Genomic DNA, 14,286 nt, shown 5'->3' with positions numbered 1-14,286 from the left:
TGCGTAGCTTTTTGAAACGGTTGGTCAATCTTTCATCAGACTAATGGCTATCCCTCTGCAATGTCTCCATTGCTTCCCTGGTACTATGCCATCACTCTCACCACCATAAATGAAGGTTATACGTTTGCTAATCTCACCAACGCTTTCCCTTCAAACACTTCCTCGAAGATAAGTTCTCCATGTTGGTGGCTTTCCACGTTCCATTATTTCTATCTATACATAACACTTTTAGGGTTCTCCTTTAGGCCCGCTGACTTGATGTCGCCTATAACGACATATGGACTTTCATAACAACTATTTTTACTCATCCACATCAGCACCACGCTCGTGGCACACACATTTCTATGTGTCATCGTTCTAGACCCGTACATTCGGAGATTCGTCAGATTCTTCCTCCCCGTTGGTTTTGTTGAATCCATTCTACCCATGAGTGCTTTTTAGACTCCCGGCCTATAGGCTACACCATCCACCGCTGGACAGTTTTCGTAGTACCTAGATACTTTACGGTAGCTCTCGGCCGACTTCACCGAGCTTCACACAGCTACAGGCTTATCTTCTGTATGCTGCATGTCGGAGTATCAGAGGAAGCCCTTCAAGGCGTTACCCTATCATTTGACTTCTCGAAATAATAGTTCTGCTGATTATTGAATCAGCGCCTAACCTTTTCAGTTAGGAACGTGTCACACAGTTGTAAGACTGCAAAGCGAGTGCAATGTCACCATTGGCCTTTCCTAGTACATCTTTAAATTCCCGTACACCTGCTTCTATAGAAATATTGGGATCTTTAATACACCCTACACGAGCATTTCCCTTTACACCAATACAAGATGAGCTCATGTCTCCATATTGCCCCTCTGAAGCCTGCATCGGGTCATTTCCTGCTCCACCTGATTCCTGCATCATTTGGGCAACCAAAATACCAACATATTGAGCAACACCATGTTTTTCTGCCATTTCTTTAATCTTTGGAAGATATCCTGTAACTTTTGCATTAAGATTGACAGGCTCCCCGCCAGGACTCACATTACCTACACACATACCACCAACAAAATTACTAGAAGGTGCTAGATGTCCATACATACCTTCTAACATCCCGGCTTCTAATATCTCACGAGCACGTTCTTTTTGACTTTTACTAAACTTTGCGAGTTCCATAGCTTTCTCTAGCCCATGAGAAGATGTTGTCACTTTTTTACTTCCACTCGCATTAATCTCATCTATTTTTTTCTTAAAATCTGTATCTCCTACTATCTTTTTTACATCTGGTCCGGAGTAACTTTCAGATTTTGTTTTTTGCATCTCCTTTTTCTTTTTTTCACAAGGACCATTCGGTCCCGCCTCGCATACCTCTTTTTCCGTATATTCTTCATATTGGATATCCAAGAAATATGATATAGCATCATGCGGATCTTTACCAGTTAAATCATTATCATATCGTGCCATGTCAAAGGCGACGACCTCTTTCCAATCCACATTCAAAGCCATTGAGACTTCCATATATTTTTTTACTTGTTCCTCTGTCTTACCTTCATCATCGGTAAAAGGTACAAAAGAGACTAAAATCACACACACAGCAATAATTACTCCCATTACCAAAGCGGCAGGTACTCCAACCGCTGCTACAACAGCACCCACAATTTTTAATATACCTGCTTTTAGCATTTTGGCAGCAGCTTTCGCTGCCGCCCTTCCTGCTTTTCCTGCCAATTTTGCCATCTTCCCGCGCGCTTGCATCCCTTTTTTCTTAATAAAGTGGGAAGCTACATCTTTTAAAGGATTACTTTTTTTCTGTTCATTTGGATCGTTAGGATTTTGACTCATAGACTTATCACACCATATTTTCCATTTTGAGAATTTCTTCCTCTTCGCTGCGCTAAGCGAGGATTTGGCGCAAATGGAATCAGATTTTGCGGGTCATGTTCTGATAAATTCAGATGCGTCTCTGTACGAACAACTTCATCCTGTGTATGTGTTACTAAGGTTTCTTCTCTTGGCTTAATACTACTGTCTTTCACTTCACAAGCTCTTTCAATCCTTTGGTTTGCTTGTAAGCGCGTATCTCCTTTTCCAAACGGCGAAATACGTGACACTGTACCGTCTGTTGTTGTCGCAACCATGTAACTACGATCTCTTTCTACCACCATTTGTACATTTTTATAACCACCTTGGTCTAAATCAGACATATAGAAGTGACCATTGTCTACCTTGTGATTGACCGTAAGTGGTGGTTCATTAAATACCGGTTTCTGTTGTAACGGTCTTTGATTTTGGTTTCCTACTAATTGATTTGGATTTACATTGATCGAGCGATTGATATTGATTTTTCCACCACTTGAATCTTGTATATAAGCCGGAGATGCTTTCGCACCATTACGATACTGCGTTAATTGTCCATCTGAAATATTTAAGTCCTGATATACGACTTGTCCAGATCGTATACTGCTATCTCCACTACCATAACGAGATACAACTTGCGTCATACCACTAGCGTCTTTTGCTTCAATCCATGATTTATTATTTGTCGTCACAAGACGTACTGCACCTTTTACAACCGATTGCGCGCCTGTATGATCTGTTGTTGTCGGTACCATCTGTTGAATTTCCTGAATCTCTTTTGCTTCTGTACGAACTGCACTGTTATACGGATTATGTTTACTTACCATACGTGCAGTTGCTTGATAAGCACCCGCACCACCAATCACACCTGCGGCGTAACTTAAGCCTTTTGTCACATTATAGTGGCGCTCTGCTGCATTCCCACCTAATGATGTATTAACTGCAGCATTGGTCCCACTTATTACTCTTTGTACTGCATTCCCTCCGGATTGTTGAACAGCACTCGCGGCACTAAAGTATGCATTTGATACTGTATCAATGCGATCCGCAAGCATAAGGTGTTTCGCACCTTCCATTACACTCATGCCAAGTTTTGTACTCTGCTGTGTCATACGTCCCACTGCGGAAGTTGGGATAGACATTTTACCAGCACTTTGTGCAATATTCGCTACACTTGTTGATGCATCTGCATAAGAGCGTTCAATTTCCGCAACGGAAAGATCTCCTGCACGTGCGATACTGGCTTGCGTTTGTGTCGCAGCATATACAGCTTTATTAATTGCACCACCTGTTGCAACGCCATGTGAACGAACACCTTGAATCGCACTAGTAATTCCAGAACCTACTTGTTGGCTCACCGTTCCAAGACTTGCATGGCTTTGTAAACCTTTCGTTAATTGCGAAGCAAAGGCTTCTTTATTAATATACGATTGATTATGTAGACTCTTACCACTCATATCTTTTGCCTGTACGGGCATCGCTCCCGCTTGTACCGCCGCTTGTTGTGCGACTGCTTTAAACTCATTTCCTTTTTCATTCAGGTGCGACTGCCAAGCTTGCTCTTTTTGTGGTTGAGACATAGTTGGGGACAAGTTTTTCATAAAGCTTGCCTGTTGTTCTGCTGCATAGCCTTGTTTAAAGGATTCTGTAGAGGCTTGTACCAGGTTCCCAACATTACTTATTTGTTTTGCTGTCTGACTTCCAGTTCCACTTGTCAAACCGTGTGTTTTCACACCGTTGACTGCCTTCTGAATGCCTGCTGCGCTAGATACACCCATCGCATTTAAGCCAGGATTTTTTTGTAACTGTTGTGATAAATGAGCAGCGAAAGCTTTTTTATTCGCATAGTTTGTACCGTCTTTTTGCTGTACAATACCAGCTGATTCCGCCGCTTGTTGTGCATAATTTTTGAAGCCTTGTACTTTTTGATCTAAATGCTTATTCCATGCTGCTTCTTTTTCTTGTTGCGGCATATCTGCAGGGAATTGTTTCATGAATCCAGCCTTATGGTCTGCACTATACGCTTTCTTAAATGCAGCAGTAGAAGCACCGACAAGAGCACCGACTTGTCCCATATTTTGATGGCCACTTTCTAACGTTTCTCCTTTTACATCCTCGACTGCTTTTCCGACTTTTCCTAATGCAAGTCGAGAAGCAAACGCATCTTTATTCACATAGGACTTATCAAACAGATTGTTTCCTTGTTTGTCCTTCGCATCAACTGGCATGGCTCCTGCTTTTGTTGCCGCCTGTTCTGCGTGGTTTCTAAATCCTTGTACTTTTGTGTTCAGATGGTCGTTCCAATGTTTCTCTTTCTCTTCTGCTGACATATTTTCTGGTAACTGACTCATAAACGTATCTTTATGGTCTGCCTCATACCCCTTTTGGAATGCATTCGTTGCAGCGTTTACTAAATCTCTAGCATTTCCATATGGTGTAGCGGCTTTCTTCATATTTTGTAAATCTTGTTTCCGCTGATTTGAGAAACGAGACATTTGATCACTATTTGTTTTCGCCACTTTTTTAGCAATCTCCGCATCGGACGCACCAGGGAATGCTTGTTTTAAACGACTTGCAACTGCAGAATCCGGATTATCTGCTTTCCAATTTTCAAAGTCTTTTGTAGCTAAATCCTGTGCGATATCTTCATCGGTTAGTTCCGGATAAGATTCGCCATTTAGATTTGAATACGTGTCCGCACCCTTCTTTACACTGGAGCCAATATGTTTTCCTAAAGCTACAGCTCCTTCGCCGACTGCAGCAACACTTCTACCTGCCACCGCACCAGGAGCACTACCTAATGCACTTCCAACTTGCGATCCTGCTACCATCGCTCCTGGTCCAAGACCAGCTCCCGCTGCCATACCTGCAAGTCCTGTCGCTGCTTTACCAATTGAACTTCCAATTTGACCTGCTTTTAACATACGAGCTGCACGAGATGTTGTACCAACATCTGTCCCTAAATTCGCTCCTAATGCATCTTTCGGGTTATCAGCATCTTCTTTGGTCTTTTCTTTATCCCCTTTATCATCAGGTTTTGCTTTTGAATTACGATAGTCATCACGAACACCTTTAACGAGTCCAGCCACACTTGCTAAAGCACCCATACCCATCATCGTACCCGCTCTATGAATACCCGCAGATGCATTGGTGCTAAGTCCAATAAAGCTTTTCACGATTTCACCAACTGGGATAAACATCGCAAGTAATATTAATTTTATAATAGGATTTTGCGCACCCCCAATAAGTGTAATAACTAACCATAGAGTAATTGCGTGAATCGCTTGAATTAATACTGCACCCATAAATTCACGAATCCAATATAACGTCTGTTGTTTCTTTTGTGGGAACATCCACATTCCTACCATTACAGGGCCTAGTAACATTAATACGTATAGTGTCACAGCACGCATTAAATAATAAAAGTTTGCCCATATCATTAATCCAGCTTCAATAAATAGTCCGAATATGATAAACATATAATCATTTTTATGGTCTTTCATTGAAAGTTCTGTAATCGTCTTATTGTCTGCCAGTCCATTCTTTAATAGAGGTATTTGCTGATCTGGGTTAAAATTCCCTAACGCCTCTTTAAACTCTAATATAATCCAAGAATTTAGATCAAAAATAAAATTATAAAAGAAATCTAAATGCCAGAGGCAAATCGAGATAATCATTAAGTCTTTTGCATATTCAATTAATGCCGTGCGATTATTTGGATTCAGAGTCGTTGCTGAATATTTTGCTGCTGTAATCACTACACTGACGAGGACACAAAAAGCAACAAATTTAAACATGACAGGCATACCAGTATCTAATACATTCGTAACTGCATTCTTTTCATATAAAAAATCCAGATTAGATTTATCTCCACCAAAGACTAGAACTGGAATAGTATCCATAAATCCATAAATAGGCGCTAGTAGGGCCTTTACCATATGGATAAGAAGGCCACCAACCCAATCTATTATTTTCTCAAGCATAATTTCACCTTCCTTTACAAAGGTACGCTACTATCCTGCGTACCCTTGTACTTTCTTCATATTGTTTAGAAGCTCTTGAAGTACCGCTTCATTCGATTCAATAAACATCATTTCTTTATCTGATGGATCTGTTTGAATCCAAACCGAACTATCTCCTACGCGGAAAATCCCTTCTCCTTTTCCTGGATTGTTGAGAATAATATCAAGCTCCCCAGCAGTTAAGTTAAAGTTCTCCTGGATCTTTTTCTTATCAATCTTATTTTGTTCTAAGAAGAAATAAGAGAAAGTAGATTGCAAGATACCACGAGCTTTTACATTTTCTAAAATACGAACAAAGTCCTGACTTGCCCAACACATACCGGCATTTCTTTTACGTGAACGACGTGCTACTTTTTCTAAGAAGTTAACCGTTTGTTCATAATCGATAAACTGCCACATCTCATCCACATACAGTACTTTTCGTTTGATAGCATGTTCTGGACTCTTAATCCAATGCTCCCAAATATAGTTCAAGATAACGTGGAAAGCGATTGGTTTTAAGAATCCTTCTTCTAAATGACTAATATTAAAGTTAACAACACGTGATTCATTTAATTGTGTTTCTACACCACGACCAAAATGACTTTGCCCATCAAATAATGGTTTTGACCCATCACGTAAGAACGGACGAATCGCAGCGATTAACTCTTCTGCCTTCACATCGTCTCCATGATGTTCTACTATGACATCGTAGATTTCTTTTAACTCTGGCTCTGGCTTTCTTACTTGAGACTGAATTAATTGTCCATCCACCTTCTTCACTTCATCTGTATATAAAGAAGAAGGATGTGAAGTAATACCATGTTTATCAAACACTTCACGGATTGCATCTTCTAGCATCGTACGTTGGAATACATTTAATCCTGGTTGATCAAAGTCTTGCCCCCGAATAATAATGTCAAAGAATCCTAGTATTTCATTGATTTTCTCTAAAATTGGTACAAATCTCACATACTTTACGCCATCACGTTCTACGAGTTCTTTCTTATCATATTGTTCAAGTGCTTCTAGTTCTTCATCTTTATCTGTAATTTGCAGTTCTGTTACTGCAATTGCACAAGGATTGATAATTATATTACTTTCAGGCGAAATGTTTAGGTTAATACCACCTAAACGTTTTGTAATTTTTACAAACTCTCCCTCTGGATCGATAATCATTGCATGTGTATCCGCAAGTGATGTTTCACGAGCGAGCTTCATTTTTAAAAGTAAACTTTTCCCGGAACCTGAAATTCCTGTCACACCAATGTTATAGTTTGGTGGACGATAATCTGCATTCCCGAATGAATTTAAAAATTCTACTTGGCCAGTAATTTTGTTCTTTCCTATTGGTATACCACCGTTAAATCTCCCCGATCCTGATACAAAGGGTGCAAATGTACATAGAGCACGTCTATCGATATTTCGATAAGTATCTTGCAGCGTATTTGGTGCCCCTAGTGGCATAGTAGCTTTCAAACCGCTTTTCACACGGTTCCAGGTACTCGCTATCTTAAAGTGAGATGCTTGCATTTCATCTTCAATATACTCACATAAAACGTCCAATTCTTTCTTTGATTCGGCATACGCAACACCCATGGTACTCACCATATACGAGTCATTTTCATTGAACTGGATTTCATCCATTAAATTGTTTGTATCTTGAATTTTTGCATCTAAGTCTTTTTCTTGGTCAATGTTTCCTCGTGTACGTTGGAAAGAAAGATTGGAACGTAACATCGTAAGCTGCATATCTAATGATCGCATTGCTTTAGCTTTTGGTTCTTTATGAATATCAATCATGACATCCACTTCTCCAGCCGAAGTTAACATGTTGAGCCAATTGGTTTGCATCATACGTGGGTACCCATCACGTGGAATATAAAACGGACGGAAGAACGTATTACTTCCTAAAGATTGTTTAATAACTCCATAATCTTCTGCGTCAATTTTCATTCCTTCTGGAGCAATAACATCAAACACTGTTGTTTGATTGTCTAATTGCGTCGGTACTTCTTCTACCAACGCTTCCTCCTCTAGCTCCAATTCGTCCCTCTCTTCTGCTTCTATTTTTTTCTTTTCCTTTTTCTTTTTTCCGAACAACTTCATGTTTACGCCACCCCGTTATTTGATTTTTCTGCTTTTTCTTCTGCTAGCACTTTCTTCATTAACTCTAGTTTTCTTTCATTTGTTTCCCCTGTTGAATATAGCGAGAAATTCTCGTTTTCAATTAAGTCCTGGAAACGAGCTTTTACGGCTTTCCGACGGTTAAATGCTACATATAAAAGTTCTATTAATTTATCTTTCGTTAACATTTCTACATTAATTTTTGCTTTCGATAGTAGATTTCGAGAAGCATTATAACGGCGATATAATTCGTTAAACGCCTTATCCACAATCTTTTCTTCCAACTCTTCCTCTGTATCAGCAGTAATCGTACTAATATCAACCTTGTATGGATAAATTAAATAACGCTTTTGTTCATATCGAGGTTGCGAACGCTGCCAGTACTCTAAGTTATCGATAACTTCTTGTCCATATAGAACCGTCTCTGGTGTAAGGTCCTTCGCACCTTTCATCGTTTCTGTCATTTTGCGTACAGGATCTGTTAAATCCACAAACTTACTTTGAATATATACTTTCGTATTAAATTCTAATGTGGTTAACCATGATTCAATTTTGATATCAATTGCTTCTTGTTCCATATTGGAGAGTAAATAATAGTTAACTGGATGTGCTTCCGCAATCAGAACAAATGTATCATCATGATATCGAATCATATGATTATCGATTTCCTTAATGTCTTCTACAAAAGCACGAAAGAAGTCAACATTATCCTCATCAATTTCCGATTCAGCAGGCATATTTTTTTTATTTTTCTTTCCAGCTTTTTCAGTAGTGTGTTTCTCTACTCCACCTTGCTTTTTCCCTTTTTTCTTAGAACCAAACAGCGGTTTTCCATTCATTTTCCGATAAAAGAAAAATCCCACAATGGCTATCGCTGCAAAATATATCATTTCTAACATTTATAAGTTCTCCTTTGCCCATGTAGTTGGCTCGTACCCTTTTCTCCACTTACCTTTTTCGGAACGGCTACGCATTTTGATAAGTAGATACTTATCTAGATACATGTGTTGTTTTTCTTTATATATAAACGCAAACGTTATAACACCTATTACCGTCGGTAGTGCTAAAATTAAGCAAATAAAAAATGCTACTACCGCATCAATAGGTGCAAATAGTCGCCATAAAAATGGTACATATAAATAAAGGGATGCTCCGCCACCTAATAGATAAATCAATTGGCGTTTGCTCAGCACACCTAATAGTGTTTTTTGTTCCGAAGTCATATCAACAGGAACGGTTACTTTTCTCATTCTTTTTCCTCCCTTTTATAAGAGAAGCTCTCCCCAAATAGAGGAGAGCTTGTACAAACTCTTATGTTAGATTGTCGTAACCCAAGCAGCGATATCGTAAGCTTTGATCATGACAAAGCCTCCAATTGCCGCGCAAGCTAAACCAATCATAGCTTGTGTACGGTTTTCAGGGTTCTTCCCTTGTGAACCAGATAATTTAATAGCTGCAAATACAACGCAAGCTGCCACCCAAATTCCCCCAAAACCAATTAAGGTTTTCACCAAAGTGTTCATGCTTTTTTGAACGGTTTCAGCATTACCGCCTCCACCATTACCACCAAGCCCTTTCGAAAAACTACTTTTTGCCAGTAAGAAATCTCCTACTGATGTTGTCATAAGTTTTGCAGACAACCAATTCAACATAATTCCTGCACCTCCGGATGTTTTTGCTCGCAAAACGCAAAAAGACCCCAATACACGCACACGTCCCCTAAGGACATGGCGCATATTGAGGTCTTCTCTTATATGCGAACTGATTAATTTTATATTTTATTGTAAAATCTTATTACGTTTATATTATAGCAATACGATTTTAAAAATACAACCCCTTATTTACACCTTTATTATTTTTTAACCTCTTGGTTTGGATCGTACCATACCATTTAAATTTGAAAAATATTACTGTCTTTAAGACCTAAAACATTCTTTTTCATAATAATCTCCACTTTACTGCAAAATAGCCAACCATATAGCTATATAAAAATTATATAATTATCAAGTGCATTATGAAGTAATAATTGTTGTTAGGTGGTACTTTACTTTATTCCCTCTCTTTACACTCTTTAATTATGGTTTCAAAAGAATCAAATTAACTACTTTTTACTCGTTTCCTTGCTTCACTTACCTCTAATTTTTCAGAATCGGTTATATATTCATCTCCATCTAAAAAAGATTGAAGTAAGTAATATACCATTCTTCCCTAATCACCAAGCAAGAAATTAGCCACATATTAAAAAAGAGAGACATATACATGAGTTCGTTCAAAGGATTAAAACTGTATTGGATGCATATTATGCTACTGGAGATATGGAAAAGAAGAATCACCTCATTAAATCCTTTCCTGAAAAATTAACATATATAATAAAGAATTGGAAAAACAAAGATGAATTTATAATCAAATTGTACACAAGGATATAAAATCTTCTTCATTACTAACTCTCATAAAAAAATAAAGAAGCTGGTGAGATTTTCCCAGCTTCTTTATTTAAATATCAAGTGTGACAAACTCACCTTCGTTAAGCATATCATCACGAGTGAATTTTTTATTTAATATTAACTCTTTAAAGGTATTAATTGTTCCATCATGTGTTACTAGAAAAATACGTTTTCGCTCTTGAGCACGGCACCAATCCAAAAACGATAATGCTATATCTTGATAGTGGCGTTCTGATACATGATTTACCGAAATTAAATTTTCATCAAAACATTTTTTATATAGTAAACCAAAAGAGTTTGCAATGCTAAATCTACTTAGCTCCTTTTCTTTCATAACAACATCACAAGGTAAAGTTTTTGCACTCTCCCTGTAGGGATATATTCGCGGACCTATGGCATAGCAAATATATTTTCTACAAGCATATTCTTTAGTAAATAATTCTGCTGTTTCAAGAGTTCTATACGTTGGACTCGCTACTATAATATCTTCTTTAACTAGATTATTAAATTTTTTTTTAAAATTTTGTACCTGTGTTATTCCTTTCAAAGTTAACCTAGGATGCTGTATTTGAAAAGAATCTGGCTCATTTATATTGTGTTCTGCCTCACCATGCCTTAAAAATATTAATTTCATGCTGTTCTCCTTTTCTTACTTCTAGATAAATTTCCGGACTTTAACAAAGCGAGCGATGAAAACAATATCCCAACTCCACATATTGTAAATATATTTACCGTACCTAAATAATCTATTGCAAAACTAAATGTAATCATAGAAAGAATATTAAATGTATTAATCATCATGTAATACGTTGAGAATACTCTTCCTATAAACACTGTCTCTACAATATGTTGAAGATACGTTTCAATAATTATAAAATAAAATGATGATGTTATGCCTAAACAAAACATAACCAACAGAACAAAAGGTATATATTTTGGTGAGTATCCAAGTACTACCATAAATAAACCATCAAACACAAGGGCATACTTTAAAATATTTAGCATTTTATGCTTTTTGTTTACTAATTTTGGCACAATAATACTTCCAATTGTTGACCCTAACCCTAGTGAAGCTAAAAGTATACCGTACACAGATTTATCAATTTGTAAATGATTTAAAAAATGAATTGGTAATAAAACATTTATTGCAGAACTAAAGAACATAATAAAAATAGAAAAAACAACCATTTGTTTAATTTCTTTATTTTCAAATATATAACTGTATCCTTCTTTAATTTTACTCAAAAAAGATTCTTTTGTATTATTAATTAAATCCCATTCACACTTAAGGAAAAAAACACACAGTGTTGCTATTAAATATATTAAACTACAAATTAAAAAGGAAACTTTAAAGCCCAAAAATATAGCTATAGAGGACCCAATAATTGGAACAACAATTTCTATTATACTTCTTATTCCTAACGCCGTACTGTTTATTTTGAGTATATCGTCTTTATTTTGAACTAAATTTCTTAATATGTTTTTTATAACAGGAAAGCTAAAAACAGATGTTAAAGAAAGGATGAAAGAAAATACATATACGTATATGCCACTATCCATTTTCCATACTATAGAAAATAATATTACTTTTAATAAAAAACAAAAGTAAATTATTTTTTTACTATGATATTTATCAGCTAAAGCACCTGCTATAGATCCAAATAAAATTGTAGGTAATAAATTAGTAATTAGAATAAATCCCACAGAAGTTGCATTTCCTCCTATACTCAAGATAAATAAAATTAAAACAATTTTATTTAACACATCAGCCATACGACTGGTACATACTATAAGTATGTATAGTAAATAATTCTTATTACTTATGATTTCAACCATGATACCACCTTATATAAATGTATTCTATAAAATTCGCGGAAATTCTGACTTGATTACATATTCATTCTTTTGAGCAAGAATATCAGTTGGATTACTCTTGAATATAGGGTGTATATTGTTAGGTTCCGTTTTAGAAACTAGATAATCTTTTTTGGCTTGTTCGTAATACCAATTCATCATAGATGCAGCATGTATAACACTAATTGCATTAAAATATTTATATTCGTTGTTTAACCATGGAGTTTTATATCCCAACCTTTGCATTACCTGCGAATAATTACATATAGCTTCCTTTATTAATATCCCAGCTTTTTCAGCGGTTCCCCAATAACTGGGATGTACTAGCTGATACAAATCCTGTAAACAAAATCCAAACTTTACTTCCTGAAAATCAATAGGAATTACGCCTCTTTTTTCATCATTGCTCTTAATCCAGTTATTTGGAATAGAATCACCATGTAAAAATATAAATGGTACATCCTGAACCATATCCAAAGCTTCTTTTAATTTATGTATCGCCTTAGGATTTAAGCCGAAATATAAATAATCACTTATATTATTAATGTTCTCTTGAATTGCAAGTTGGTTATATTCTCTATTAAGTTGATGTTGTATCATTGCTAAAACTTGAGAAGCATCCGAAAGGTAGGAAATACCTTCCGGATGCTCTCTTAGAGAATAGCCATTTAAATCTTCGAGTACAAGCATATTCACATAATCATTTGCTTTAATATTAATTAGCACTTTAGCTAATGATACTGTGGAATAATTTGAGAAATGCCTTTGATAAATTGCACCTTCATTTGGACTTGTAGCTAAAGAAAACTTTATCCATGCATTTTGATCTCCTAGCTTGAGTTTAGTAGTATATGTTGAAGGCGAAATTATGTTTGTAGTATCTACATCAAATTCCATAGAAACACGATTGCCTAAAATATCTCTTAATATATTTTCTATAGTACTTTTATCTGGTAAAGCAGAAATAATATTTCGAGCCATTTTTAAAACTCACTCACAGGCTGACCATTCTTAACTAGTTGTGGGCAGCCAGAAATATCTTTAAACATTTCATTTCCCTCAACATATGAATCTGTAGGCATGTAATGTAAAACATATGCTAAACGAGTAGAATCAGTTAAGTTAGGACCTGTTCCGTGTAAAGTCAATGAGTGGTGAATTAAAACATCTCCAGCTTCCACCTCAATAAATTGAATTTGTTCTTTTTGATTAGATGTTAAAGTTAAATCATGTTCCATTAATACATCAGGTTTTTCACTTAATTTTTCTGTATCTAAATGTGAACCCGGAATGTAGCCTAAAGTACCATTATTGACAGTTGTATCTTGTAGTGGAATCCAACAATTTATTTGGTTTTGAGGATATAATCCTTTCCAGAAAGGAGCATCCCTATGAAGTGGTGAAGCCGCACCATGATTTGCTGGTTTGTTTAATAGGGTATCAGACAATAAGCTAATATCTTTCACACCCATGCATCCTTGAACATATTTTATTAATTCGGAATTAAGAATGAATTTTCTCATATTAGGGTTTACTTCCCATAATTCATTTAAACCTTCATTTCTTCGTTCCATTTCATTTTCTTTTACTTCTTGGGCTACTACTGAACTAGCTTCTTCAAATGTATGTAGACCTTGTGCTACACCTACTGGAGCACCCGCTTCAATTTTGTGTAGACCTTGTGCTACACCTACTGGAGCACCCGCTTCAATTTTGTGTAATCCTTGTGCTACGCCTACTGGAGCACCCGCTTCAATTTTGTGTAGACCTTGTGCTACGCCTACTGGAGCACCCGCTTCGATTTTGTGTAGACCTTGTGCTACGCCTACTGGAGCACCCGCTTCAATTTTATGTAGACCTTGTGCTACGCCTACTGGAGCACCCGCTTCAATTTTGTGTAATCCTTGTGCTACGCCTACTGGAGCACCCGCTTCGATTTTGTGTAGACCTTGTGCTACGCCTACTGGAGCACCCGCTTCGATTTTGTGTAGACCTTGTGCTACGCCTACTGGAGCACCCGCTTC

9 protein-coding genes and 1 pseudogene are annotated in these 14,286 nt (G+C 36.8%); all 10 read right to left on the bottom strand.

Translation table 11 applies throughout. From position 1 onward, the window contains the following. Positions 1 to 687: 687 nt before the first annotated feature. Positions 688 to 1,821: pseudogene (locus tag ACTFRH_RS27050) on the bottom strand (lysozyme family protein); the annotation flags it as partial. Continuing rightward, positions 1,818 to 5,819 (bottom strand): hypothetical protein, encoded by a 4,002-nt coding sequence (locus ACTFRH_RS27045; protein ID WP_440048863.1) that lies wholly within the window; start codon positions 5,817 to 5,819, stop codon positions 1,818 to 1,820. The pseudogene ACTFRH_RS27050 and the gene ACTFRH_RS27045, both read right to left, overlap by 4 nt. Before the next feature lie 30 nt (positions 5,820 to 5,849). Next, positions 5,850 to 7,946: a VirB4 family type IV secretion system protein gene (locus ACTFRH_RS27040; RefSeq protein WP_216475492.1), complete on the bottom strand. Its 2,097-nt coding sequence runs from the start codon at positions 7,944 to 7,946 to the stop codon at positions 5,850 to 5,852. 2 nt (positions 7,947 to 7,948) lie between these two features. Next, positions 7,949 to 8,863, bottom strand: a complete 915-nt coding sequence (locus ACTFRH_RS27035; protein WP_000892003.1) for a hypothetical protein — start codon at positions 8,861 to 8,863, stop codon at positions 7,949 to 7,951. After that, on the bottom strand, positions 8,864 to 9,214 hold the full coding sequence (locus ACTFRH_RS27030; protein WP_001233532.1) for a PrgI family protein: 351 nt from the start codon (positions 9,212 to 9,214) through the stop codon (positions 8,864 to 8,866). It abuts the gene before it with no gap. A 66-nt stretch (positions 9,215 to 9,280) separates the two neighbouring features. Further along, positions 9,281 to 9,700, bottom strand: coding sequence for a hypothetical protein (locus ACTFRH_RS27025; protein WP_440048862.1), 420 nt, complete (start codon positions 9,698 to 9,700; stop codon positions 9,281 to 9,283). A gap of 757 nt (positions 9,701 to 10,457) precedes the next feature. Next, positions 10,458 to 11,042 (bottom strand): phosphoglycerate mutase family protein, encoded by a 585-nt coding sequence (locus tag ACTFRH_RS27020; RefSeq protein WP_440048861.1) that lies wholly within the window; start codon positions 11,040 to 11,042, stop codon positions 10,458 to 10,460. Continuing rightward, the gene (locus tag ACTFRH_RS27015) at positions 11,039 to 12,244 is read right to left on the bottom strand and encodes an MFS transporter (RefSeq protein WP_440048860.1); all 1,206 of its coding nucleotides are present in this window, start codon (positions 12,242 to 12,244) and stop codon (positions 11,039 to 11,041) included. The genes ACTFRH_RS27020 and ACTFRH_RS27015 overlap by 4 nt, the downstream gene beginning before the upstream one ends. A gap of 24 nt (positions 12,245 to 12,268) precedes the next feature. Continuing rightward, a complete protein-coding gene (locus ACTFRH_RS27010; RefSeq protein WP_440048859.1) occupies positions 12,269 to 13,243 on the bottom strand; it encodes a hypothetical protein in 975 nt (324 codons plus the stop codon). Positions 13,244 to 13,245: 2 nt separating this feature from the next. Next, positions 13,246 to 14,286, bottom strand: a 1,041-nt coding sequence (locus ACTFRH_RS27005) for a phytanoyl-CoA dioxygenase family protein (protein WP_440049333.1), incomplete at its 5' end; no start/stop codon positions are given.

It is taken from the genome of Bacillus cereus group sp. MYBK216-1, assembly GCF_051916495.1.
GTDB classification, from domain to species: Bacteria; Bacillota; Bacilli; order Bacillales; family Bacillaceae_G; genus Bacillus_A; species Bacillus_A thuringiensis_K.
Note: the sequence above shows the minus strand (reverse complement) of the source record. Positions and strands in the feature narration are given on the sequence as shown.